This window comes from Glaesserella parasuis, assembly GCF_017352235.1.
GTDB classification, from domain to species: Bacteria; Pseudomonadota; Gammaproteobacteria; order Enterobacterales; family Pasteurellaceae; genus Glaesserella; species Glaesserella parasuis.
Genome location: NZ_CP071487.1, coordinates 38,136 through 61,716, shown reverse-complemented (window position 1 = coordinate 61,716; position 23,581 = coordinate 38,136). Strand labels below are relative to the sequence as shown.

The 23,581-nt window shown below is 41.4% G+C and carries 26 protein-coding genes and 1 pseudogene; 26 read left to right on the top strand and 1 reads right to left on the bottom strand.

Features of this window, described 5'->3' with window-relative positions:
• Window positions 1-38 precede the first annotated feature (38 nt).
• From J1G47_RS00295 to J1G47_RS00190, 22 genes are all read left to right on the top strand, one after another.
• On the top strand, window positions 39-503 hold the full coding sequence (locus J1G47_RS00295) for a phage virion morphogenesis protein (protein ID WP_207326672.1): 465 nt from the start codon (window positions 39-41) through the stop codon (window positions 501-503).
• A gap of 239 nt (window positions 504-742) precedes the next feature.
• The gene (locus J1G47_RS00290) at window positions 743-1,819 is read left to right on the top strand and encodes a phage protease (RefSeq protein ID WP_207326671.1); all 1,077 of its coding nucleotides are present in this window, start codon (window positions 743-745) and stop codon (window positions 1,817-1,819) included.
• Complete coding sequence (locus J1G47_RS00285) at window positions 1,819-2,742, top strand: Mu-like prophage major head subunit gpT family protein (RefSeq protein WP_016057771.1); 924 nt, start codon at window positions 1,819-1,821, stop codon at window positions 2,740-2,742. The genes J1G47_RS00290 and J1G47_RS00285 overlap by 1 nt, the downstream gene beginning before the upstream one ends.
• 55 nt (window positions 2,743-2,797) lie before the next feature.
• Window positions 2,798-3,151, top strand: coding sequence for a transcriptional regulator (locus tag J1G47_RS00280; protein WP_207326670.1), 354 nt, complete (start codon window positions 2,798-2,800; stop codon window positions 3,149-3,151).
• A 2-nt stretch (window positions 3,152-3,153) separates the two neighbouring features.
• Window positions 3,154-3,630, top strand: a complete 477-nt coding sequence (locus tag J1G47_RS00275) for a gp436 family protein (RefSeq protein WP_016057773.1) — start codon at window positions 3,154-3,156, stop codon at window positions 3,628-3,630.
• Window positions 3,627-4,274: a DUF1834 family protein gene (locus tag J1G47_RS00270; RefSeq protein ID WP_207326669.1), complete on the top strand. Its 648-nt coding sequence runs from the start codon at window positions 3,627-3,629 to the stop codon at window positions 4,272-4,274. The genes J1G47_RS00275 and J1G47_RS00270 overlap by 4 nt, the downstream gene beginning before the upstream one ends.
• A complete protein-coding gene (locus J1G47_RS00265) occupies window positions 4,264-4,443 on the top strand; it encodes a DUF2635 domain-containing protein (protein ID WP_005711909.1) in 180 nt (59 codons plus the stop codon). The genes J1G47_RS00270 and J1G47_RS00265 overlap by 11 nt, the downstream gene beginning before the upstream one ends.
• Window positions 4,444-4,458: 15 nt before the next feature.
• Window positions 4,459-5,868, top strand: coding sequence for a phage tail sheath subtilisin-like domain-containing protein (locus J1G47_RS00260; RefSeq protein WP_005711907.1), 1,410 nt, complete (start codon window positions 4,459-4,461; stop codon window positions 5,866-5,868).
• 9 nt (window positions 5,869-5,877) lie between these two features.
• Window positions 5,878-6,252 (top strand): phage tail protein, encoded by a 375-nt coding sequence (locus tag J1G47_RS00255; RefSeq protein ID WP_005711906.1) that lies wholly within the window; start codon window positions 5,878-5,880, stop codon window positions 6,250-6,252.
• Window positions 6,252-6,608 (top strand): hypothetical protein, encoded by a 357-nt coding sequence (locus tag J1G47_RS00250; protein WP_005711904.1) that lies wholly within the window; start codon window positions 6,252-6,254, stop codon window positions 6,606-6,608. The genes J1G47_RS00255 and J1G47_RS00250 overlap by 1 nt, the downstream gene beginning before the upstream one ends.
• 29 nt (window positions 6,609-6,637) lie before the next feature.
• Window positions 6,638-6,832: a hypothetical protein gene (locus J1G47_RS00245; protein WP_020997281.1), complete on the top strand. Its 195-nt coding sequence runs from the start codon at window positions 6,638-6,640 to the stop codon at window positions 6,830-6,832.
• Between the two features lie 45 nt (window positions 6,833-6,877).
• Window positions 6,878-9,241 (top strand): phage tail tape measure protein, encoded by a 2,364-nt coding sequence (locus J1G47_RS00240; RefSeq protein ID WP_207326668.1) that lies wholly within the window; start codon window positions 6,878-6,880, stop codon window positions 9,239-9,241.
• On the top strand, window positions 9,242-10,597 hold the full coding sequence (locus J1G47_RS00235; protein WP_207326667.1) for a DNA circularization protein: 1,356 nt from the start codon (window positions 9,242-9,244) through the stop codon (window positions 10,595-10,597).
• A gap of 4 nt (window positions 10,598-10,601) precedes the next feature.
• Window positions 10,602-11,726, top strand: a complete 1,125-nt coding sequence (locus J1G47_RS00230) for a phage baseplate assembly protein (protein WP_207326666.1) — start codon at window positions 10,602-10,604, stop codon at window positions 11,724-11,726.
• Entirely contained in the window at window positions 11,723-12,373 is a 651-nt protein-coding gene (locus J1G47_RS00225) for a phage baseplate assembly protein V (RefSeq protein WP_207326665.1), read from the top strand. Before J1G47_RS00230 ends, J1G47_RS00225 begins: the two co-directional genes overlap by 4 nt.
• A gap of 104 nt (window positions 12,374-12,477) precedes the next feature.
• Window positions 12,478-12,828, top strand: a complete 351-nt coding sequence (locus J1G47_RS00220; protein WP_021110304.1) for a phage GP46 family protein — start codon at window positions 12,478-12,480, stop codon at window positions 12,826-12,828.
• Between the two features lie 11 nt (window positions 12,829-12,839).
• A complete protein-coding gene (locus J1G47_RS00215) occupies window positions 12,840-13,901 on the top strand; it encodes a baseplate J/gp47 family protein (protein ID WP_071610854.1) in 1,062 nt (353 codons plus the stop codon).
• Window positions 13,898-14,476 (top strand): YmfQ family protein, encoded by a 579-nt coding sequence (locus J1G47_RS00210; protein ID WP_021115449.1) that lies wholly within the window; start codon window positions 13,898-13,900, stop codon window positions 14,474-14,476. The genes J1G47_RS00215 and J1G47_RS00210 overlap by 4 nt, the downstream gene beginning before the upstream one ends.
• 12 nt (window positions 14,477-14,488) lie before the next feature.
• Entirely contained in the window at window positions 14,489-16,222 is a 1,734-nt protein-coding gene (locus J1G47_RS00205) for a tail fiber protein (protein ID WP_207326664.1), read from the top strand.
• Between the two features lie 9 nt (window positions 16,223-16,231).
• The gene (locus J1G47_RS00200; RefSeq protein ID WP_159179831.1) at window positions 16,232-16,798 is read left to right on the top strand and encodes a DUF4376 domain-containing protein; all 567 of its coding nucleotides are present in this window, start codon (window positions 16,232-16,234) and stop codon (window positions 16,796-16,798) included.
• A complete protein-coding gene (locus J1G47_RS00195; protein WP_075621077.1) occupies window positions 16,791-17,270 on the top strand; it encodes an enoyl-CoA hydratase in 480 nt (159 codons plus the stop codon). The genes J1G47_RS00200 and J1G47_RS00195 overlap by 8 nt, the downstream gene beginning before the upstream one ends.
• 36 nt (window positions 17,271-17,306) lie before the next feature.
• Window positions 17,307-18,134 carry a hypothetical protein gene (locus tag J1G47_RS00190; protein ID WP_159179830.1) on the top strand — a complete coding sequence of 276 codons (828 nt, stop codon included), beginning with the start codon at window positions 17,307-17,309 and terminating at the stop codon, window positions 18,132-18,134.
• Window positions 18,135-18,174: 40 nt separating this feature from the next.
• On the opposite strand, the gene J1G47_RS00185 is transcribed toward J1G47_RS00190, so the two are convergent.
• The gene (locus tag J1G47_RS00185) at window positions 18,175-18,435 is read right to left on the bottom strand and encodes a hypothetical protein (RefSeq protein WP_075621066.1); all 261 of its coding nucleotides are present in this window, start codon (window positions 18,433-18,435) and stop codon (window positions 18,175-18,177) included.
• A gap of 235 nt (window positions 18,436-18,670) precedes the next feature.
• Between J1G47_RS00185 and J1G47_RS00180 the strand changes: the two are divergent.
• The 4 genes and pseudogenes from J1G47_RS00180 to J1G47_RS00165 form a co-directional block, all read left to right on the top strand.
• Window positions 18,671-19,561, top strand: a pseudogene (locus J1G47_RS00180) (ABC transporter permease); the annotation flags it as partial.
• Between the two features lie 94 nt (window positions 19,562-19,655).
• Window positions 19,656-20,789 carry a Gfo/Idh/MocA family protein gene (locus J1G47_RS00175; protein WP_035492498.1) on the top strand — a complete coding sequence of 378 codons (1,134 nt, stop codon included), beginning with the start codon at window positions 19,656-19,658 and terminating at the stop codon, window positions 20,787-20,789.
• 76 nt (window positions 20,790-20,865) lie between these two features.
• Window positions 20,866-22,203, top strand: a complete 1,338-nt coding sequence (locus J1G47_RS00170; RefSeq protein WP_207326663.1) for an alpha-L-fucosidase — start codon at window positions 20,866-20,868, stop codon at window positions 22,201-22,203.
• Window position 22,204: 1 nt separating this feature from the next.
• A complete protein-coding gene (locus tag J1G47_RS00165; RefSeq protein ID WP_160414234.1) occupies window positions 22,205-23,551 on the top strand; it encodes a PTS sugar transporter subunit IIC in 1,347 nt (448 codons plus the stop codon).
• Window positions 23,552-23,581 lie beyond the last annotated feature (30 nt).

The following is a 23,581-nucleotide window of genomic DNA, read 5'->3' as shown; positions in this document are numbered from 1 at the left end:
TCGCTTTTCTAACGGCTTTTAATATAAGGACTATAACAATGCTTGAGTTAAAAATCAACAATGCCGATAAAATTCTTGCCATTTTAAACGAGATGGCAGAGGTTACTCGTCACCGTGAGCCATTAATGCGTGATATTGCAGGCACAATGCGAAAAGCGGTGCTTGACAATTTTGAAGCTGGTGGTCGTCCATCTTGGGCGGGAATACACCACCGTAGTGGCATACCTTTAAACGATTCGGGTAATTTAAAAGGGAGTATCCAACAGGTCTCTGATAATGATAAAGCGATTGTGGGAACAAATGAAGCCTATGCCGCTATTCATCAGTTCGGCGGCGTAATTACCCCTAAAAAAGGTAAATACCTTGTCTTTAAAATTGGTGATCGCTGGGTGATGACTGATAAAGTCGAAATTCCTGCCCGTCCGTTTTTAATGCTGACACCACAGGACGAGGAAGATATTTTGCAAGATGTTCAGGACTATTGGCAGTCGATTTTAAAATAATGTCTAAAATCCCCCTAAATCGCCCATAGTGGCGATTTTGTTTTTGTTGGTATGATTTATCGTCCGAAATTTTTTAAAACAATTTAAAACGGTTTTAAAACGTTTTAAAATGGGTTGTGTCTCTTTCGCTATACAAGCGGTCACTTTTTTTCAAAAATTTGCAAATTCCCTTTAGTGTGGAAGTTGTTCCTCGTTTTTCCTTTTCTCTTATCTCTTATTCTCTAGCCTCAATTTTTTGTATGAGGTGCGTTGTGGAACGTAAATTCAAACTTAATCCGATAGCTTGCAGTTTTGAGCTTGCCAAAGAGGTCAATGGGCGTATTCAGCTTTTTCCGTTTGGTTGGTTTCATCCGCAAGATGGACGTGAGGGGGCGTTTTATGTAGGAGATTCTAACGGCTATCAATTAGCAGATGAGATCAATCAGTTAGGCATTGAGCTGATGATTGATTATGAGCATCAAACTCTCTTTATTGCAGAAAATGGTAAAGGCAATCCTGCGGCAGGCTGGATTGTGAGAGCGGAATATATTTCAGGCGAAGGCTTGTTTGCTGATGTGCGTTGGACATCTAAGGCGGCTACTGAAATTAAAGATGGGGTTTATCGCTATATTTCACCGCTGTTCTTGGCAGATGCGTCGGGTACGGTGATTAAGGTGTTAAATGCGGCTTTAACCAACCGCCCTGCATTACACAATTTGGCGGAAGCGGTCGCAATGTCTGCTCAGTTTTCTCACTTTTTAGAACCTAACGAGGATAACTCCAAAATGAAAGAACTTTTGATTAAGTTGTTTGGCTTGTCAGCTCAAGCAACGGACGACGAAATTACAACTAAGCTGACGGCATTGTCGGCAGCGAAAGGCGACAGCCAAGTGGCATTAAGCGATGTATATGCAGAGCTTGCCAAAGAACAGGAGCAGGTGGTGGCTTTAACGGCGAAGGTAAACAATCCTGATCCTGCAGAATTTGTGGCGTTAAGCGATTTGCAAGCGGTGCAAACCGAACTTAACCAGTTAAAACAGCAAATTAACGATAAAGAACGTGATGCGTTAATTCAAACTGCATTATCTGATGGGCGTTTGTTGCCGGCTCAGAAAGCGTGGGCAGAAAAATTAGGTAAAGACAATCTGGTGGCATTATCAGATTATTTGGCAACGGTGTCGCCTAACCCTGCTCTTGCGGGGACGCAGTCGGGTGGCAAAGACCCGAACGAGCAGACGCAACAAGTAGCGTTGTCGGCTGCGGAAATGGCTGGGGCAAAAGCGTTAGGTTTAACCCCTGAAGAGTACGTTGAAAAATATAAAAAGGCAGGTGCGTAATGGATAAATTTAAAAAGTCAGAATTGTTAAATGCGTTAGATACGGCATTTAAAACAGAGTTTAAAGCAGGTTTAAGTCTAATTAAACCGCAGTGGGAAATGCTTGCAATGCGTATTGCATCATCAACTGCGACTAATACTTATGGTTGGTTAGGTGCATTCCCGAAAATGCGTGAATGGGTGGGTGAGCGTCAAATCCAGAAGATGCAAGCTCAAGGGATGACCATTGAGAACAAATTATTTGAATCGACGGTTGGTATTAAACGCACTGAAATCGAAGATGACCAAGTGGGATTATTTACGCCAGTGGTACAACAAGCAGGACAAAGTGCGGCGGAGTTACCTGATGATTTGGTGTTTGGGTTGCTTAAAAAAGGTAAATCTACCCTTTGTTATGACGGGCAGAACTTTTTTGACACTGACCACCCTGTTTATCCGAATGTGGACGGTACTGGCGTGGCGAAACAGCAAAGTAATGTCACCACTGGCTCAGCATCAGGCAAACCTGCATTTTATATTTTAGATGATACTAATGCGATTAAGCCGTTGATTTGGCAAGAACGCACTAAGCCTGAAATTGAAGCGAAGTTTGATCCGTCTAAATCCGACAAAGTCTTTATGGAAGATGTGTATTTGTGGGGTGTGCGTGCTCGTGGTAATGCTGGCTTTGGTTTCTGGCAACTGATTCACCGTGTGGAATCGTCTGACTTAACCGCTGATGTGGTGATGGATGTGTTGGCGAAGATGCGTATGTTAAAAGGCGATGGTGACAAGCTCTTGAATATCCGTCCAAGTGTGATCCTTGTTCCGCCGTCACTTGAGTACAAAGCCCGTCAGCTGTTTGAAGCCGATGTGATTAACGGCACCAGCAACCCGTTAAAAGGCGTGTTAAAAGTGGCTGTGAGCGCTCAAATTGTTGAGTAGTTATTGTGGGGTGGGGAACTTCCCACCCTTTATAAATCTTAAATCTGAGGTAAATATGGCTAAAAAAGCACAATCAAAAAAAGAAAAACTAACCGCTAAGTTAGAAAAAGGTGGTGCAGATGAAACCAAAGATACAACGGGGAACTCGTTACAGTCAGATTCTGCGGATTCAGCTAATGCAACAGATGAAAAAGTGGCAGATGCAAAAGCAGATGGTGCGGTAATTCAGCCGATTGCCTTTGAAATCACCTTAAAGGCGATTCACCCACAAGCAAGCTATGGGCGTTGCGGTTATCGCTTTACCAAAGATAAAGCAGTGGAAATTCCGTTTGATGCCTTAACGGGTGAGCAGATTATTGCACTTTCGCAAGATCCTTATCTTGAGCTTGTGCCAATTTGTGAGAAGTAGCGATGTATGCCGACATTAAAAGTGTGGTTTCTGCACTTGATGATAAAACATCACTCTATGCCGATGTTGAAGATTTTGTTGTCCGTATTGGTGAACGGGAATCAATAGAGCTAACTGATCGTGATGGGCTTGGCGTTGTTGATGAAGCCTTATTGGTTGTTGCTCTAAAAGATTCATCTAGTCAAATTGACGGTTATTTGAGTGGGCGTTATCGCTTGCCTTTGAGGGCTGTACCACAAAATCTGACACGCATTTGTTGTGATTTGGCTCGTTATCATCTGACCAGTAAATCATCGGTAACAATGACCGAAGAAGTCGAAAATCGCTATAAATTTTGCTTAAAAGAGCTTGAGAATATCTCAAAAGGGATTGTGTCACTTGGGCTTGAGGAATCCTCCGTTGAGGATATGGCAAATGGCGACAACAGCGTGCAGTTTTTTAATGGCGGTAATCGTATTTGGGGGAGAGACCAACGATGATTACTAAAATTGAGCAAGCATTGATTGAGCGGTTGCGACTTGGGCTTGGCAAGATGGTTTATTCCGTCGGGAGTTACTCTGGCGAAATTGACGATAGTCAGCTTGATGTACGCCGTTTGCCTGCTTGTTTGGTTTCTTACGCTGGCTCTGATTTTGATGCTCGTTCAGTCAATGCTAGGGGTAAGCGTTATCAAGCAACGGATACCTTTGTTGTGTTGGTAATGGCTCGCTCTATGCGTTCCGCCGTTGCGGGGCGTGTGGGTGGCGTAACATCTCAAGAAGTCGGCGTAAATCTGTTGCTTGGTGCGGTGAAGTATTTGCTGATTAATCAAACTTTAGGGGGATTGGTGTCACCTATCCAACCTAAGCGAATCCGTACCATTTGGAATAATGCGGAAGTGAAAAAAGAGAAAATCTCTGCTTTTGCGATTGAGTTTGAAATGAGCTACACCGAAAACGGCTTTTTAGAGGATGGGAGATTTCCAGAGGGAATAAGTGAGCTTGAACAGTTATTTAAGCAGTATCAGGGCAAACTTGATAAGCCATACCAAGAGCTAAATGGGTTGCATAATTGTATTTTTGAGTCAAATAACAACGCCACTACCTCAGTGACGGTAGTGAGGGAGGAAAAAGATGAAAATTAAAGTAAAAGCAATTAATGGGGTACGAGTGCCATTTGAGAACCACCCCCATAGCTATATCGAACACGAGCCGGTGGAAGTTGATAACTCAATATACTATCAGCGTCGTATCGCTGATGGTGATTTAATCTTAGTCACTGGTGTAGATAAACCTAAAAAAGAGAGTAAATAGGAGGGGGGAATTATTATGGTTGATTTTGACAAAATCCCGAACAGTATTCGTAAACCAGGAGTATATACCGAATACAATAATAAAGACGCTGTGACCACCTTGCCTACGAATGAGCAAGAAGTGTTGATCGTTGCTCCGATGACGGCTCAAGCAACAGGAAATTATAGCTTGCCTGTCAAAGTGTTTAGTGATACCGATGCTGAACAGGCATTTGGGGCTGGCTCTGTAGCTCATTTAATGGTGCGTCAGGCTATTAAGAATAATTCACTGATTCGCTTAACGGTTATTGGATTAAAAGACCATTCTGCAGGTGTTGCTGCGACAGGGCGTGTGACTTTTACAGGGTCTGCAAGCATTGCTGGTGTGGTGCGTGTTGTTATCGGTGGGGAGGCTTATGAAATTGCGGTGGCAAAAAATGAAGCGAATACTGCCATTGTCACTCGTTTGGTGGCTGTGATTAATGCCTCTCGTTATAGTCAAGTTGTTGCAAGTGCAGAAAGTGATGGCGTATTGCTATTGACTACCAAATGTAAAGGTGAAATTGGCAACGAATTGATGTTATCGGCTAAACACACCGCTGGGACTTTAAGTCTTGCTGTCACTGCATTTGGTGGAGGTCAGCGTAATGCCCAGATTGCACCAGCGTTAGCAAGTGTTGCAGGCAAGCATTACAACGTGATTATTTCGCCATTTTCAGATGAAGAAAATGCAACGGCACTACGCCAGCATTTGGAATTGATGAGCGATCCGATTGAGGATAAAGCAGGAATTGGTGTAATGGGTTGGCGTGGTACTTTTGCGACAGGAACAACGTTATCTTCTCGTTTAAATTCTGAACGTATCTCTATTGCGTGGTACAAGGGTTGTACGGAAACAAATGCGATGATTGCAGCAGGTTATGGGGCTGTGATTGCAGGTGAGGAAGATCCTGCGAAGCCTCTTAATACGCTTGAGGTCAAGGGGTTAAGTTTGGTAGACGATTCGCAGAAGCCGTTATTTAGTGAGGTAAACCAAGCCTTATTTAATGGGCTAAGTCCGCTTGAAGTTGTGGTGAATCGTGTTCAGATTAGCCGTGCTATTACGACTTATACAAAATCAGTGACGAATACCGACGATCCAAGTTATTTGGATTTAACCACTATTCGTACTTTAGATTATGTGCGTAAGGCAATCCAAACTCGTCAGCGTTTACGTTTCCCACGAGCTAAAAATACACAGCGTGTTATTCGCAAAGTGCGGTCGGAAATCCTTGATGTGCTTTATCGTATGGAGCAACTCGAAATCATCGAAAACGTCGACGAATGGAAATCTCGCTTGGTGATTGAGCGTAATGCCCAAGACCCAACGTATTTGGACTTGGATATTCCTGCAGATGTTGTAAATGGCTTGCACGTTATCCGCAATAAAATCACATTGTTATTATAGGAGTAGATTATGGCTGAAGTCTTTGAAGGTTCTTGTGTCCTTGAAGTTGATGGGGTTGAAATTGATATTACGAAGTTAGATGTCAAAATTCAAACAGGGCGTAAGGTCGTTAAAACAATGAATAGCGCTGGGCGAGCTAAGGGGTATGCTCAAGGTATTGAAGAGATCACGTTATCTATTACTGCGGTAGAACCTAAAGATGGTACGGTGATTGATTGGAAAAATATCAAAGATGCCAAACTTACCAAATACCCGTTAAATAATGCGGAAAAACGGACATCTTATTTGGGGTGCTTTACCATTGAAGTGGGTGCTTCCTATACGGTAGACAATGAATCGCAAATTGATATTCAACTAGGTGCGTTGCGTGAGGTTGTTGAGTAATGAAAGTTGAGCTTTTAGGGTTTGAGTATCAAGGGAAGGTTTTTAAACAGGCAAATGTGCGTTTACTTACAATGGGTGGGCAATGCACTGCCCTTGAGATGATTGATGCAATGGGCATTGACGAAGAAAATGCCAGCCATAAAGAGGCAATCTTAGTGGATATGGCTTATCTTTCTCAGCAGGTCAGTTTTGACGGTATTCCTGCAGAAATCGTTGATGCACAATTTTTATTTGAGCATTTAGCTACGGATGATTATTGGCAACTGCTTGAGGCAACATTGATGCTTAAAAAAAAGCCTATCGGAAATGGGGCGAGCCTAGACAACCTAAGCAACCGTCAGGACGGTTTGGCGTAGCGGAAGCCTTTAAACAATATCGCCAAGCGGTGATTTTGTTTGCGAAATTTGCAATTCCTGCTGATAAGGTGTGGCAAATGTCGCTGATTGAGTTGTCGGCTTGGATTGAGAGTTATTTGGAGTTTGAAGGCATAAAACAGCCTAAGCAAGCGACAGATAGCCCTAGCAATAATGTTAAACACGAAAGTTTTGTGTTTACTCGACGTGGAAAAATTGGGGCGTAAAGCCCCTTTTTTATAGGTTTAAATCCAATTTAAAAAGAGTTTACCATGGCTAAAGATATGAAAGTGCAACTTGAGCTAAGTGCAAAAGATAATGCAAGCCAAGTAATTAGTAAGGTCGGAAAAGAAGCAGAAAAAGCCTTTAAGGATGCAGAGCAAGCAGCGGTTCGTAGCAGTCAGACTCAAGTGAATGCAACAGAGAAAGTCGCTACGGCAACGCAATCATCAAATAAACGTATTGAGCAGGCTTACCGAGAAGCAAGAAAAAGTGCTGCAGATCTTGCAAGAGCGAGAGAAACGTTAGGTATTCGTTCAGAAAATGCGATACAGCAGGAAATTAGGCAAACCCGTGCAGCTTATGAGCAGTTGAAGCGGTCGGGCGTGGCCTCTCAAAATGAGTTACGTCGTGCCTCTGAGCAAACGAAACAACGTATCAAAGAGTTAAATGCGGAGCTTGGTAAGTCTAGTTTTGGAGATAAGGCTGCAAATGTTGGGCGTGGTTTGATGAGCGTTGGGGCTGGTGTTGCAGCTGGGGCGATGGTTATGCGAGAGCCTGCTCGTAATCAAATGAATTTTGATAAACGATTAGCAATGGTAGCAAATACAGCATATTCAGATCGTGATGTTCAAGGAAGAATTGCAGGAAAAGAAGAGCTATTTAGGGCGGTAGAAAAAGCTGTCACCGTAGGCGGTGGAACAAAAGAAGATGCTCTTAATTCCTTAGATACATTGTTGGCATCAGGGGCGATGTCCGCAGATACGGCAATGAACTTATTACCGACTTTGCAAAAAGCCGCCGTTGCAACAGGAGCAACGCCTGACGATATTGCAAAGATTGCTATTTCATCTATGCAACAAATGGGAATTGGTGAGCAAGATATTGGCAAAGTTTTAGATATGGCAGTTGCAGCAGGGCAGGCAGGACAATTCGAGCTTGCTGATATGGCTGCGTGGTTGCCACAACAAATGGCTGCAGGTAAACAGGCTGGTTTAAATGGTTTAGAGGGGTTTAAGCGTTTGCTGATTGCTAACCAACAAGCACGAGTGACTGCAGGCTCTAGTGATGAGGCTGGCAATAATTTAGTCAATTTGTTGGGCAAAATTACCGCTAAGGAAACCAATGATCGCTTTAAAAATTTGAAATATAAAGATCCAAAAACAGGCAAGGAAAAAGGGATTAATTTTGCAAAATCAATGGAACATTACAAAGGCAAAGGGCAAGACTCTCTACAAGCCTTTATGTCTATTATGGACGATGTTGTGGGAGGTGATAAGCAATATCAAGAGTTGCAGAATAAACTCAAAACAGCTAAAGGTGCAGAGCAAGCTAAATTATTTAAGGAATTAACCGATCTTGTCGAGGGGACTGCCATTGGTGAAATTATCTCAGACCGTCAGGCGTTGATGGCACTACTTGGGATTAAGAATAATGTTCAGCTAGGTCAAAAGGTCGATACAGAAGTTGAGAATAGTCAAGATGCTATAGAAAAATCTCACGCTGTAGTAAGAGATACAAATGCTCACAAGGTGGAAGCCTTAAAAAACAGTAATGAATTTGCCGAAATGAAAAATTTTGAGCAGGTAAATAATGTTTTGGGAGCATTGAGTGAACAGCTGGCTAAATATGCGAATGAGTACCCTAATTTAACTCAGTTTTTAGTGGGGGCAAAAGATGCGGTTTTTGTCTTTGGTGCTGCGTTAGCTGCATCTAGCTTATTAAATATGTTAAAAGGCAACCCGAAAGGATTTGGCAATTTGGCTAAGGAGATTTTTAAAACATCGACTAAAACTGTAGCTACAACAGCTACTACAGGGGCTGTTACAACGGGAGCGACAACGGCAGGCAAAATGGCAACAAGGGCGTTAGGTTTTGGTTCTTTAACTGGCGTAGGACTGGGCTTATACGCTGCGTCAGAAGGTTATGTGCCTTATATGGCAAGGCAAGAAGCCGAGAAAGAAAAGCGAGCGGAAGCAGAGAAAAAATTTAGAGCGCAACATAGTAGTAAGCCGTCAGTATTTACTTATGGGAATGCTGCAATGGGAGGTGTTAAGCCACAGCATAATTATCACGGTGCTTATGTGGTTGCAGAGCGTTTAAATGATAACAAGATTGCTCAGGAAAGGGGAAGGCAAGGGACTTTGTCTGAAGCGGAGATGAAATCTCGTTTGGAACGCAATCAAGCTATCATTGACGGTGAAATTCGCCCAAGCGTCGAAGCAACTACAGGGGCTTTATCAAATTACCAAGCAGACTTTCAGGCTTTTGGGCGGTCTATTTCTATGGCAATTGAGGCTGGGCTTACATCGCAGTCGCATACCTTGGCGAATAATATCACCCTCGAAGTCGATGGGCGTGTGTTGGCTGAATATGTGTCTAATGAGCAATTTAATTTTAATAAACGGGTGGCGTAGATGAGTGGTTGGACAATGCCTGTTCAACAGGCAAGTTTTAAAGGGGTGCAATTTGATGTTATTGCGGTTGATGAAATTTTTGACAAAGCCATTGCAGAACACGCTTATCCCTTTGTGAATGGGGCAGATTTAGAAGATATGGGGCTTAATCCCCAAACAATTAAGTTGCAAGCGGTCTGTTTTGGTGAGGGCTATTACACCGATTATAAAAAATTACTTAATGTGGTTCAGCAACGTGGGGCAGATGTGTTGGTTCACCCTATTCGTGGGCGGATCCCGAATATGATTTTGGTATCAGCAAATTTACGTCACGATGCCGAAAATGTGAATTATGTGGCGTTAGATTTGACGTTTAGGGAAGCAACTCCATTAAAACCGATTTTTGTATTTGAGCATAGTTTATTGGCGAAGATAGATCGTTATCTTAATCTTGTAGATAAGTTTATCGGCGATATGTTGGCGTGGTGGGTGAAAGGAATGGAGGTTGTAGCGTTTGCCCACAATGCTAAAAGTCGATTATTGTCGCAATGGAGTGCGATTTTTGGTTGTTTTGAGCAACTCAATGCCTTATTTGAATTAAACCAAAATGTAAATACTTTACCTGTCGGGGTTAGTAAGTCAGATTTTCAAAAGCAGGGGGTGCAGGCATTGCAACTTTTTTATGATGTGATTTTAGCTCAATCGAAAACACATCAATTTAATACTACGCTAGGGGTAAAAGCGGAATTTAATGAGCTAATGCGTGATATTGATAAGGTGTTAAATATCCCGCGTCTGTTAGTTACAGGACAACATCAACGAATTACCTCTGCATCTCAGTTTTTTGCAATGCAAAAAAATGGTCGGTCAGCGATAAAATCTCGTTTATCGGTAGATGATGTGAAAAATCTAAACTGTGCATTGCATTTAATTAGTTGTAACGTTTTGGCTAAGACGACTGCTAATATTATTGAAACCTACGCCGAAAATTTAACACCAACCGAAATTGAGTATGTCACTCAACAGACAAGACTTTTGATGTTGAAGACGCTTAATTTTGTGCGTGAATTACAACATCTTAAACGGACTGCAGAAAACGCTGCTGAACCTAATAATGGGCTTTATACCGCTTCTTATGTGTTGGCAGAAGGTTTACGAAATATGGCGAGTGAATTAATGCAGATAGCTGTCACGACGATTAATCAGAAACCGCCATTAATTGTGAAAGAAGTCGCTTTTAATGGGACTTTACAACAGGTTGCTCACGATTTTTATCGGGATTATCGTCGTAGTAGTGAGTTATTACGGCTTAATCCGCAAATCCGTCAGCCAAATTGGATCGAAGCAGGAACCCTATTAAATTGTTATTCGGAGTAAGACGATGATTGAAAATGAGGTTGTGGTTGAGATAGATGGCAAGCAACATAAAAATTGGAAAAGCTACAATATTGATAGTGATTTTTTAATTCCTGCGGATAGCTTTTCATTTGATTTAGGCAAATCCAGTGAAATGCAGGTATTGCCGAATTTTGCAGGTAAAACCGCCGTAGTCAAAATTAATGGTGAGACAGTCTTAACAGGTATTGTTGATAATACGCAACATCGGATCAGTAAGAGTGGGCGTTATTATGCCATTAATGGGCGAGATCGGGCTTCAATTTTATTGGATTGCTCCGCTCCTATTACGAATGTGAAAGGCTTAACAGTATTTGATGCGATTAAGAAAATTGTAGAGCCGTTGGGGATTAAACAGGTTGGGTTACGAGCAGAAAATAATCCTACTCTGGATAAAATTGATATTGATATTAGCGAAACAGCGTGGGAAGCAATTATGCGTTGTGCTAATTCTGCTGGGTTGCATTGTTGGTTTGAGTCTAATGGGACGTTAATTGTAGGTGGTGCAGATTATTCTACCCCACCAGTAGCAACCCTCTATGTTAGAGCCAATGATAGCAGTCGCAATAATTTTAATGAGGCAAGTTTGACCTTTGATGTGTCGCAAAGCTATTCGGAAGTGACGTTTTTAGGACAGAAGCACGGCCGTGATAGCGATAGTGCAAAACACGATTTTAAGTGGGTTTATAAAAATCCTGAGTTGCAGATTTATAAACCTAAAACAGTGGTGTTAAGTGATGTAGAAAATCTGGAAGCCCTTAAAAAACAAGCTAAAAAACAGATTAGTGATTGGCAGTTGGAAACCTTTGATTTAACTGTAACTGTCCCCGACCATAAAACTGCAAGCGGTCAGTTATGGCAAGCTGGGCAACGGGTTCACGTTATTTGTGAAGAGTATGAGATAGATGCGATTTTCTTTTTAATGGGACGGCGTTTTATGCTTTCTAGGGCAGGTGGCACGCAGACAGAGCTTCGATTTAAACAAGATGGCATTTGGACTCCTGATGCTTATAAGGCAAAAGCTGAACAAGCTCGTAAGCGTAAGGGGAGAAAAGGGAAAGGACGGAAAGCGGAAAAAGAGCTGGTCGGCTCGTGGGAGTTAGAAAAATGAGAAAATTAGCACAACAGGCAAGGCAACGTATTAACAATGCTCAAAATTCGGTACGTTCTGCTTTTAGGGGGGTGTTAAATTTAGTGAAAAGTACTCCGCAAATTCAACTTTCACAGGTGTCTGGCTTGGCAGATGAAACATTGCAAGATGTTGAGCTGATGCAACATTTTGGATTGACATCTGTTCCACCAGCAGGCACTCAAGCGGTTGTTATTCCGCTTGGGGGTAAAACCACACACGGCATTATTGTTGCGACTGAAAATGGCTCTTTTCGGGTAAAAGGCTTAAAAAATGGTGAAACGGCAATTTATGATGCCAGTGGCTCAACGATTATTTTAAAAAACGGCAGATTAATTGAAGTGGATTGTGATGTTTTTAAGGTTAAATGTAAAAGCTACGAGGTGGACGCAACAAGTGGGGCGAGTTTTAAAACACCTAAATTAGAAACAAATCAGGTCTTTACCGCTCAAGGACAAATTAATGGCAATGGTGGTATGGCTGTACAGGGCGGTGATGGTGCAAGTTTTAGCGGTGATGTTGTACAGTCAGGCGGTAGTTTTAGTACTGACGGCGATGTAACTGCGGGTAATACCTCCCTTAAAACCCACACCCATCAAAACGACGGCAGAGGGCAACCTGTGGCGTAATTCGTACAAGCGGTCTTATTTTGCAAAAAATGTACAAAAAACAGACCGCTTGTGTGGAAGTGCTTCCTCGTCATTTCTCTTCTCGCTCTCTGTATCCTGCCAATATGGACAGAGAGATCAGCCCGCTTACTCGGGACTATACAAGTAAGAACATAAATACACTACAAAATGCGGTGTATATCAGATTAACCACTCCTTTAGGCTCGTGGTGGGTAGATGGGCGTGTAGGCTCTCTGCTCCATCTTATTAAACGTGAGAAAGATTTAAGTCGTGTTGGTTTATTGGCTCAACAGTACGCTGAAGAGGCATTACAACCCTTATTAGACGACAAGCGAGCAAAATCAATCACGGTAACGCATCATCAAGTACGAGATGGTTCAATTTTGTTAGAAATTGAGGTTATTGATAATCGTGGTGATACTTTTAAGTTTGAGCATAACGTAAAACTAATTTAAACGGGGTTTAAATGTTTATTACACCAACTTTAGATGAAATCCGCCAAGCGATTTTAAGAGATGTGGTATCTCTTAACCCACACGCTGATGTTTCGGTTGATTCTGACAACTATGCCCGTGCAAGTAGTTTGGCAGCTACCGCAGAGGGGCTTTATGCTCATCAAAAATGGGTAATTAAGCAGTTCTTTCCTGATACTGCTGATACAGAATTTTTAGAGAAACACGCTGCTTTGCGTGGTATTTATCGCCGACAAGCAACTTATGCCAGCGGATTTGGCGCTGAAGTTTTTGGTAATACTGGAGCTGTAATTGAGGTTGGTAAACAGATAATGGCTTCGGACGGGCGGTTTTATGAGGTGGTTGAACCTGCTCAGATTACTCAATCCTCTGTAATGGTCAAAGTCAAAGCACTTTCGACGGGGGCAGGTCAAAATATCATTCAACCTGTTACTGCGAACTTTATGGCAGCACCAGTTGGGGTACAGACCGCTTGTATATTGCGTGAAATTGTGGGTGGTACAGATGAAGAAAGTGATAGCTCACTGTTAGAACGTTTGCTTAATCGCATCAGACGACCGCCTGCTGGTGGGAATAAATACGACTATAAGGAATGGGCGTTAAATGTTGATGGGGTTGAAGCTGCATTTGTCTATCCTTTGCGACGAGGATTAGGAACCGTTGATATTGCAATCATCAGTAATAATGATTTGCCAAGTGATGAAACCGTTGCTCGTACCCAAGCCTATATTGATGAAGTTCGCCCTGTTACGGCTAGAGAGTCAAAAGTTATTAAACCAACAGCTAGACGAACGGACTTTAATATCAAAGTGAAATTGAGTGGTGTGGATTTAGTCACCATTAAAGCAGAAATTGAGTCCGCATTAGGTAATTATTTTAATCAATTAAGCCCTGCAGATAGCTTGATTGTATCGCAGTGTGAAGCGATTGTGAGTGACTTGATTGGGGTTGTTGATCGTCGAATTATTTCGCCAAGCTCTAATTTACAAGCGAATACTGTGCCAAATGTTGAATGGTTTAGGTTAGGGCGAGTTACAGTGGAGTTAATGCAATGAGCTTACACGCAAATGTTCTAAAAACGCTTTATCCTCCAGTTTCCTATGATATTAATGGTGAGCAGTTTGTTGCTCAATGTGAGGTTGATGGACGATGTTTTGACCTGTTACAACAAAGTGCAGAAAGAATGCTCAATGCAGTTACCCCAGATACATCTCGTGAGATGTTGGCAGATTGGGAAAGGGTTTGTGGGATAAGTACTGATCTTTCTAAATCGTATTCGAGTAGAGTCAATAAAGTCATTCTGACATTAAATGCGGTTGGGGGGCTTTCTATGCCTTATTTTATACAGTTAGCGAAGTCTATTGGCTATACCATTGAAATTAAAGAGTTTTCTCATTTGCAAAACGATTTACCCGATGCAGGCGATATTCCGATTCAAAATTCCCCGAGAGAACATTTGGGGTATATGTGGCGGGTTACAGTAACAAATGGCGATAACAATATTACTCGTTTTCGGGCTGGGCAATCTGTGGCAGGAGAACGATTAACGGATTTTGGCGACCGAATTTTAGAAGAATTTTTTACAGATTTAAAACCTGCTCACACCTATTGCTATTTCGCATACATTTAAAGGTATTAAGAAATGAAAACAAAGCTTCCAAATATTGAATCTAATACAGGCAAATTTATTGATGGTAACCCTGCAACAGGAACATTGGGGACTATTGTAACAGCTAAATGGCTAAATGAGGTTCAAGAGCGTATTCAAGATCACTTTGAAGAATTTAAGAACGTATTACTTTTGGCAAATATGCAACCTATTGCAGGAAGAAGTAATCAAGTTGCAGACGCTATTAAGTTTTATATTGGAAGTCTCAATGCCAGCCCAACCAAAAAGGGCTTGGTGCAACTCGCCAATAACTTAACCACCAATGATGCTACAAAAGCGTTGACGGCAGCACAGGGAAAAATCTTAAAAGATGAGATTGATAGGATTGAGATTGGGGGGCGGAATTTAATTAAAAATTCTCGTCTATTAAACAACACTACCCACTGGAATGTAATTGGTGGAAGGGATGTTAGAAATGGAATCGCAGTTTTAAAAAGTTTAGATACATCGAGCCAATGGTGCTGGAGACAAACTTTTGATTTGCCTGAGAAGCAATATACATTTAGTGCTGAGGTCAAACCCGAAAGAACTGCGTTTTATCTCCATCTGTACAATGGGAAGAGCTGGGTTAATTTTCATGCAAGAAATTTGACTCCAGGCATATGGCAAAAAATATCGATTACCTTCGTCAGTGCGATAACAAACATTTCATTCATTAATCCAGGTGAAGGGCTTATAGAATTACAAAATCCTATGCTTGTCGAAGGCAATAGAGCTATGACTTGGGCTCCAGCGCCCGAAGATTTAACCGAAGAAGCGCTTAATAGTGCCCGTCAAAACTATGTTGCCAAAGCTGGGGACACAATGACTGGTCCATTGAATATTAACCACGCGAGTTCGTATCTCAAAGGAAAGAACAACGGCGTTGATGACTGGTTTGTTGGACGAGTCAGAAATAATGATAACGATGTTGCACTGGTATCCTACCAGTATAGCACAGGTATACACCTCAAGTCCGATAGAGTTGAATCGAACAAATCTATCTATCGAGGCAATCACCTCGTGTTTGACGAAGGAAATTTGCTTCCCGTTCGACAGATTGATTTGCGTTCTATTGCTAATGGGCAAATATCTTTCCAAGATGCTACGCCTGCGCAGTTACCGCTTGGAGCTTTCGTGGGGCTATCTAAAAAATCTCACTTGAATGGTGCGGGCGATGGCTGGATGATGATTAACAAAGGCTGGCCAGATAACTCAGGAGTATTTGCTTGCAATCGTATTGGTATTTCGGGCGATAGAATACGCTTCCAAACTGCAAATAATCTTAATGCTTGGGGGAATACCATTGAGCTGGTCAATCTCAGTGATTTTGTCTATCAAAAAATTGGCAACTTCGAAATTCGTAAATACCCTGATGGGACGATGATTCAAACGTGTTTACATCGAAATGGAGGGCGTGAATATAATAGAAATATAAATGAAGGTTCTGATGTTGTTACATTAGTTTACCCTCTCTCATTTATTGAGATACCTGTAGTATCAGTGACACCGCAACTCTCTCATCCATATTTTGATGATGCAAAGGGAATGATTGCAACGAATGATAAAAGTAAACGACAAGGTAGTCCAATAGGGGAAGCTAATGATGGAATGCTTGGCTTAAGTGTGGACAATAACAAATCACAATGTCAATTTGTTTATGGTAATGGGAATGTTTATATTTCAGAAATGACATTTCACATTATGGCAATCGGTCGCTGGAAATAGGAGAACATAATGACAATTTATTACAAAAACGGCTTTTATGACGACAGCCACGGCGGCTTTGTACCAGAGGGCGCTTGTGAAATTTCGGCAGAAACCTACCGCTTGTTACTTGAAGGGCAAGCTCAAGGCAAGCTAATTATTGCCGATGATGAAGGGAATCCGATTTTAAGTGAGCCACCGCCGATACCTATTGAAGAACAACGCCAGAAAATTCGTGACGCCATCAACGCCCTGCGAGATAAGAAAATCAACGGCGGTGTTTATGTGCCAGCGATTGACAAGTGGATTGATACCGATGCCACCGCCGAACGCAATATCTTGTCAGTCAAAGCGACGTTTGACCTATTCGGCGACCAAGAAATTCCGTGGACTTTTGCGGATAATTCGGTGGCAATGATTAACAAAGAGAAGCTACTGGTTATTTGGCAGGTGTTAATGGAAGCCAAGACTGGCAATCACGCTAATGCCTTGAAGCATAAGGCGATGGTGGAACAAGTAGAAAATCCGCTTGAATATGATTATTCGGATGGGTGGACGCAGACTTATGAGGAATTTGCAGGAGCTGCGAATGAATAAAATCTACCTTGCTTTATATAAAGGCAATGCCAAAAACTGGCGTGAACGGCTTGAAGATTGGTTGATTAGAAAGGCAACCAAAGGACAATACTCGCATTGTGAAATTGCGATGCATAGAAGTCGAATTTACGACCATTATCACCAAGAAGAGTGGTTTGAGTGTTATAGCTCAAGCCCTCGTGATGGTGGTGTGCGTTGTAAAACTATCAACGTATCTGACCGCTCTAAGTGGGATTTGGTTGAGCTACCAAATGTGACAGAGGCTCAAATTAGATTTTACTTTGAAATAACCAAAGGTAAAAAGTATGACCTTTGGGGAGCATTGGGTGTAGTGCTTGGATTTAAGCAACGTGGAGAACGGTTCTTTTGCTCAGAGTGGTGTTTTAATGCAATTTTTAACAGCGAACAGGGCTGGCGATTTAGTCCGAATCAGTTGGCTGTGATTTTAAATAAAAAGGAGATGTTGCGATAATGGAAAAAGAGCAAAATGAGTGTAAAGGGGCGGGCTATGTTTAAACAAGCCCCATTGCCTTTTATCGGGCAAAAAAGAATGTTCTTAAAGCATTTTAGTCAAATTTTAAATGATAATATCAGTGGAGACGGCGAAGGTTGGACGATTGTAGATGTGTTTGGTGGTAGCGGTTTATTATCTCATACTGCCAAACAACTCAAGCTACAGGCAAGGGTGATTTACAACGATTTTGACCACTATGCCGAACGCTTACAACATATCCCCGACATTAATCAATTACGCCAACAATTAGCCGTTGTCCTTGCTGATTGCCCCAAAGGTAAGCGGTTAGATAAAGCGAAAAAATTACAACTGATTGAGATTATTGAAGCGTTTAAGGGATATAAAGACCCACATATTCTATGTTCTTGGCTATTGTTTAGTGGTCAGCAAGTGAAGAACCTTGAAGAGTTATATACTCAAGACTTCTGGCATTGCTTACGTCAGAGCGATTATCCAAGTGCGGAGGGCTATCTTGATGGCGTGGAGATTGTTTGTGAGTCGTTTCATCAATTAGTGCCACGCTTCTCAGGTAAGGAAAAGGTATTGCTTATCCTTGATCCACTCTATCTTTGCACCAAGCAGGAAAGCTATAAACAGGCAACCTATTTTGATTTAATTGACTTTCTAAGGCTCATCAATCTAACTAAACCGCCTTATATCTTCTTCAGTTCAACGAAATCTGAGTTTATTCGGTTTATTGAGTATATGCAGGAAGATAAAGTGGATAATTGGCAGGCGTTCGATGGAGCAAAGCGGATTGTGGTGAATACGTCTATAAGTGATAGCGGCAAGTATGAAGATAATTTAGTGTATAAGTTCTAAAAATAACGCCCTTTAAAGTTGGTTTAAAGGGCGTTTAAATTTAATCTAATTCAGATAATAAACAATAAAACGGCGGTGCTGATAGGGTAAGGGTTGAGGTAAATTGTACAACGCTATCTTTGCGACCATCTTCAATAAAACGAATATCTAAGAATGCAAGGTTATACACAAAGGTTTGTCCCCGTCCATTTGGTAAGGTATATTGCGATCCGTCAATGGTAAAACGTTGTTCTTCTCTTACCGCAACTAAGGCTAACTCTAACATCATTTCTTGCTCAGTTCTCATTTTGAAGGTTGTCATTTTAGGCTCTCCTGTTTTGCTTAAGTGACGACAGGATTACTCTGTTAGCCCTGCATAGCAAGTTTAGTTTGCGTAAAAACAACTGAGTGCGGTGTATTTAGGCTGAGGAGGTGTGGACGGCTGGGGTGGAGGCAATGTTATAAAGATATTTGCACTTTATTTTGCATAGCAATATGATTTTTATGCTATGCAAAATGTTTTGTGAAGTTATGCAGAAAATTTTGCGAGTTTATAATTTCTCCTATTATCCGTTTCTATCGAAGGCTTTTTCTCTGCCCGTACCGTGTGGAGTATTATTGAGCAAGTATCAATGTTCGGTATTATTGCTATTGGAGTAACGTTTGCCATTATCACCACAGGGATCGACTTATCCTCTGGATCTGTTGTCGCACTAACCTCCGTAGTTGCAGCCTCAATGGTAACAGGGGGAGATTTAGCTAGTTCTGCCATTTTAGCCTTTGCAATGTCTCTTGCTCTAGGTGCTTTTTTAGGTGCAATAAATGGTGGATTAACTGCTCTCGGTAGTATTCCGCCTTTCATTGCAACCTTAGGTATGATGATTATTGCCCGTGGTGCTGCACAGCTTTACTCTGCTGGACGCCCTATCGATGCTTCATCTGAAGCCTTTACTTGGATTGCCGATGTAAACATTCTAGGCTTACCAGGATTAGTTATTCTCTATATTCTCATTGTTATTGGCTCACATATTTTACTAAGCCGCTCAACCTTTGGTCGTCACGTTTATGCTGTGGGTGGTAATCTCAACGCAGCAAAAATCTGTGGAATCAATACAACGAAAACATTAATTCTTGTTTATACCTTTGCGGGGGCTTTATCTGGTCTTGCTGGTGCATTACTTGCAGCTCGTACCTATGCAGGTAATCCATCTTATGGCTTAGCGTGGGAACTTGATGCGATTGCTGCGGCAGTTATTGGTGGTGTTTCATTAAGCGGTGGCTTTGGAACCATTCCAATGTGTGTTATCGGAGCTTTAATTATCGGCACAACCAATAAAGGATTAAATATGTTAGGCGTTGACCCTTATTGGCAACAAATTGTGAAAGGTGGAATTATCGTGATTGCCGTATTGCTCGATACATTAAAACGCCGCAGAAAAGCCGCATAGTCGCATAAATATATAGATTACAAGCGGCAAGATATCTCTAAAAGTTTGCAACATTTTCTGTATATCATACCGCTTACAACTTAAGGAGCTTTGTATGAAAAAAGTGAGAATTGGTTTAGTAGGTACGGGCTATATCGGTCGTTGTCACGCGATTGCTTATGCACAAGCACCAACACTATTCCCATTAAAAGGTGAACTACACCTTGAGTATCTTGCCGAAATTAATCAAGAACTTGCAGAGAAAAAAGCGAAAGAATTTGGCTTTGCTCGAGCAACAGGAGATTGGAGAGAACTGGTTGCAGATCCGAATGTTGATGTTGTAGATATTTGTACCCCAAATTTCTTACATAAAGAAATTGCTTTAGCTGCCATTGCTAACGGTAAACATGTTTATTCAGAAAAACCGCTCGCATTAACTGCAGCAGATGCAAAAGAGATGGTTGAAGCAGCTAAAAAAGCAGGTGTAAAAACACTAGTTGGTTTTAACTACATGAAGAACCCAACCTCACAGCTTGCTCGTGAAATTATCAAAAACGGGGAAATTGGTGATGTCGTTCATTTTTATGGCACACATAATGAAGACTATCTTGCTAGCCCAAATACACCGATTGACTGGCACTGCTATCGAAGTAAAGCAGGATTAGGTACGTTAGGCGATCTCGCAGCTCACATTGTTAATATGGCTCATTATTTAGTCGGTGAAGAAATTACCTCGGTTGTGGGCGATATGCAAACCGTTATCACAGAACGCCCAAATCCAAATAACCTTTCAGAAAAAGTGAAAGTAGAAAATGAAGACCAAGCAACCGCTATGGTGCGTTTTGCCAATGGTGTGATGGGAACGATTGAAAGCTCTCGTATCGCTTGCGGTCGTAAAATGGGCTTGACCTACGTGGTAACAGGAACAAAAGGCACATTGACCTACACTCAAGAGAGAATGGCTGAACTTAAACTTTATTTACATGATGAAGATAAATCTCGTCAAGGATTTAAAACTATTCTCGTTGGACCAGAACATCCTGACTACGCCGCATTCTGCGTAAGTGCAGGACACGGTATTGGTTTTAATGATCAAAAAAGCGTAGAAATCCGTGATTTAGTCAATGGTATCGCCGCAGATGACAGAATGTGGCCAGATTTTGAAGAAGGATATAGAGTATCCAGAGTTCTCGAAGCCATCGCTAAATCCGCTGAAGAAAAACGCTGGGTAGATGTGAAAGAAATTTAATATGAAATCGGAAGGGTCTGCATATCACAATATATGCGGACCTTATTTTTATGTATGCTAAAAATAGGAGCCTACTATGACTGACACTAAACAAAAACGTTACCACGCAGACTGGCAGTCAATCAAAACCCATGAGGTACCCCAATGGTATGAAGATGCTAAATTTGGTATTTTTATCCACTGGGGTGTCTATTCTGTCCCAGCATTTGCACCACCGACTTGCCAATTAGGTGAAATTGATATTGATGAGCAGTGGTTCTGTAATAATCCGTACGCAGAATGGTATTTTAATTCCATTAATGTTCAAAAAGGGCCAACTTACGAACACCACATTAAAACCTATGGTAAAGATTTCACTTACGACCAGTTTATTCCGCAATGGAAAGCAGAAAAATGGCAACCTGAAAAATGGGCTGAACTCTTTGCTCAAGCCGGGGCTAAATATGTCGTGTTAACAACAAAACACCACGATGGTTTCTGTTTATATCCAAGTAAATATACCGATTTCAACTGCACCAAAGCAGGCCCTCAACGTGATTTAATGGGTGAGCTCACCGAACAAGTCCGAGAAAAAGGATTACGTATGGGAGCGTACTACTCTGGTATTATCGACTGGCAATATTCTTCAGCACCTATTTTCACAGAAAGCCAAAATTTCTCTAATGCTTGCCCAACTTACGAATATGCCGACTTTGCTTATAAACAAGTTATTGAATTGATTGACCGCTATAAACCAGATGTTTTATGGAACGATATTGGTTGGCCAAAAGTAGGGGAACATATGCTTCCACACCTTTTTGCTCACTACTACAATTCTGTTACAGACGGTGTTGTTGATGATCGTTGGAATAAACTTTGGTGCGACTTTACGTCTAAAGAGTATAAACACGGAACAGCCTCTCGTGATAAAAAATGGGAAATGTGTCGTGGTATGGGGCTTTCATTTGGCTACAACCAAATTGAAGATGAAAGTCACCTGATTTCTGTTAAAGATCTCGTGTCTCTTTTAGTAGAAACTGTCGCTGATAACGGTAACTTATTGCTCAATATTGGTCCAAAAGCGGATGGAACAATTCCTGAAGAACAAGTAGAGCGCTTACTCGCATTGGGACAATGGCTAAATATCAACGGCGAAGGTATCTACCATTCAAGATGCAGTAAATTCCCAACGCAAAAAATCGGTAATCTCACCACCTATTACACCAAAGTAGGCACTGATCTCTATCTCTTTATTGATGGATTGCAAAACGGACAAAATAACTTACCGCTTTCAATATTTGGTGAGTTAGAAGCACTCAATAAAGCTGTTAAGTTTAACGTTGAGCACAACGGAAAAGGCAGAACATTACATATCGAAAACTATCAAGAAGATTGGTATGTGTTAGGTTTCAAAATTGCAAATGGAGAAGCATAGTATGTCAACCACATCAGTACGTTTTATTGATTTTATGAATAATCACGTTGCACCAGTTGCAAAACGGATGGAAAATCAACCCCATATTTCAGCAATTCGTGATGGTTTTATTGTTGTATTACCATTTTTGATTGTTGGTAGTTTTATCATGATTTTGCTTATTCCACCTTTTGATGAGAATACGCAAAATGCATTTGGTAAAGCGTGGTGGGAGTTTGCTCGTTGGGCAAGCGATTATGGCTGGCGTTTCTTCCAAATGTCATTTAATGCCATTTCATTATTTACCGCAGGAAGTATTGCATACAACTTAGCTAAGGCCTATAAACGTGAGCCATTACCTGCAGCTTTATTATCAGTGATGGCTTTCTTATTAGTCGCTGCACCGGTTAAAGATGGTATGATGGACATTAAATTCTTTGGTGGTATTGGACTTTTCTCGTCTATCTTCATTGCAATTTATACCGTAGAGTTAACACGCTTACTTGAGTATTTACATATTCGCATCCGCTTACCAAAAGAAGTGCCAACCGCAGTTGCCGAATCTCTCAATATTGTTATCCCAATTTTAGCTGTGCTAGTGACACTCTACCCATTTGCCCTTTATGTAGAACATGCCACAGGTACGAATATTCCACAGTTAATTATGGACTTTATGGCTCCATTAATTAAAGTGAGCGACTCTCTTGGTGCAATCTGTTTATTCGTATTTGCAACGCACTTATTATGGTTCCTAGGCATTAACGGATCACTTGTATTAATGCAACTTTGGACACCATTCTTATTACAAAATATGGCGGCAAACTTAGCAGCATTGCAAGCTGGCGAACCGTTACCTTTCATTATTACTAACTCATTCTGGGACTTCTACATTGTTCACGGTGCATCAGGTGGCGTTATTGCATTAGCAATCCTACTCGTACGCAGCCGCTCTGCACATTTACGCTCAATCGGTAAAATCGGTTTGGTTCCGTCTATCTTCTCAATTGGTGAACCGATTGTATATGGCGTTCCAATGGTGGTTAACCCACTCTTCTTTATCCCATTAATCTTTGCACCAATGGCAAATGCGATCATCGCTTATCTCATCTTAGACTTTGATCTTATCCATCGTATCTACTTAATGGCACCTTGGACAACCCCAGCACCTATCGGAGCTTATTTGGTATCAGGTGGTGATGTTTGGGCTCCTATCTTGAGCTTGAGTTTAATCATACTCGATATTTTCATTTACTATCCATTCTTCAAAATGTATGAAAAAATCTGTATAGCGAAAGAACAAAACCAAGATGCTGAGTCATTAGAACAAGAACGATTAATGGCAGAAAGAGCAAGAGCTGAAGCTAAATAATCTAAGCTATAAATAAAAAAACCTAGCCAA

Excerpts from the sequence above, each read along its gene's own strand:
- J1G47_RS00235 (WP_207326667.1), top strand. The coding sequence starts at position 9,242 with ATGAGTGGTTGGACAATGCCTGTTCAACAGGCAAGTTTTAAAGGGGTG.
- J1G47_RS00165 (WP_160414234.1), top strand. The coding sequence starts at position 22,205 with ATGTCAACCACATCAGTACGTTTTATTGATTTTATGAATAATCACGTT.
- J1G47_RS00275 (WP_016057773.1), top strand. The coding sequence starts at position 3,154 with ATGTATGCCGACATTAAAAGTGTGGTTTCTGCACTTGATGATAAAACA.
- J1G47_RS00260 (WP_005711907.1), top strand. The coding sequence starts at position 4,459 with ATGGTTGATTTTGACAAAATCCCGAACAGTATTCGTAAACCAGGAGTA.
- J1G47_RS00210 (WP_021115449.1), top strand. The coding sequence starts at position 13,898 with ATGAGCTTACACGCAAATGTTCTAAAAACGCTTTATCCTCCAGTTTCC.
- J1G47_RS00285 (WP_016057771.1), top strand. The coding sequence starts at position 1,819 with ATGGATAAATTTAAAAAGTCAGAATTGTTAAATGCGTTAGATACGGCA.
- J1G47_RS00215 (WP_071610854.1), top strand. The coding sequence starts at position 12,840 with ATGTTTATTACACCAACTTTAGATGAAATCCGCCAAGCGATTTTAAGA.
- J1G47_RS00225 (WP_207326665.1), top strand. The coding sequence starts at position 11,723 with ATGAGAAAATTAGCACAACAGGCAAGGCAACGTATTAACAATGCTCAA.
- J1G47_RS00255 (WP_005711906.1), top strand. The coding sequence starts at position 5,878 with ATGGCTGAAGTCTTTGAAGGTTCTTGTGTCCTTGAAGTTGATGGGGTT.
- J1G47_RS00185 (WP_075621066.1), bottom strand. The coding sequence starts at position 18,435 with ATGACAACCTTCAAAATGAGAACTGAGCAAGAAATGATGTTAGAGTTA.
- J1G47_RS00295 (WP_207326672.1), top strand. The coding sequence starts at position 39 with ATGCTTGAGTTAAAAATCAACAATGCCGATAAAATTCTTGCCATTTTA.
- J1G47_RS00205 (WP_207326664.1), top strand. The coding sequence starts at position 14,489 with ATGAAAACAAAGCTTCCAAATATTGAATCTAATACAGGCAAATTTATT.
- J1G47_RS00170 (WP_207326663.1), top strand. The coding sequence starts at position 20,866 with ATGACTGACACTAAACAAAAACGTTACCACGCAGACTGGCAGTCAATC.
- J1G47_RS00250 (WP_005711904.1), top strand. The coding sequence starts at position 6,252 with ATGAAAGTTGAGCTTTTAGGGTTTGAGTATCAAGGGAAGGTTTTTAAA.
- J1G47_RS00200 (WP_159179831.1), top strand. The coding sequence starts at position 16,232 with ATGACAATTTATTACAAAAACGGCTTTTATGACGACAGCCACGGCGGC.
- J1G47_RS00230 (WP_207326666.1), top strand. The coding sequence starts at position 10,602 with ATGATTGAAAATGAGGTTGTGGTTGAGATAGATGGCAAGCAACATAAA.
- J1G47_RS00280 (WP_207326670.1), top strand. The coding sequence starts at position 2,798 with ATGGCTAAAAAAGCACAATCAAAAAAAGAAAAACTAACCGCTAAGTTA.
- J1G47_RS00190 (WP_159179830.1), top strand. The coding sequence starts at position 17,307 with ATGTTTAAACAAGCCCCATTGCCTTTTATCGGGCAAAAAAGAATGTTC.
- J1G47_RS00220 (WP_021110304.1), top strand. The coding sequence starts at position 12,478 with ATGGACAGAGAGATCAGCCCGCTTACTCGGGACTATACAAGTAAGAAC.
- J1G47_RS00270 (WP_207326669.1), top strand. The coding sequence starts at position 3,627 with ATGATTACTAAAATTGAGCAAGCATTGATTGAGCGGTTGCGACTTGGG.
- J1G47_RS00240 (WP_207326668.1), top strand. The coding sequence starts at position 6,878 with ATGGCTAAAGATATGAAAGTGCAACTTGAGCTAAGTGCAAAAGATAAT.
- J1G47_RS00175 (WP_035492498.1), top strand. The coding sequence starts at position 19,656 with ATGAAAAAAGTGAGAATTGGTTTAGTAGGTACGGGCTATATCGGTCGT.
- J1G47_RS00290 (WP_207326671.1), top strand. The coding sequence starts at position 743 with ATGAGGTGCGTTGTGGAACGTAAATTCAAACTTAATCCGATAGCTTGC.
- J1G47_RS00195 (WP_075621077.1), top strand. The coding sequence starts at position 16,791 with ATGAATAAAATCTACCTTGCTTTATATAAAGGCAATGCCAAAAACTGG.
- J1G47_RS00265 (WP_005711909.1), top strand. The coding sequence starts at position 4,264 with ATGAAAATTAAAGTAAAAGCAATTAATGGGGTACGAGTGCCATTTGAG.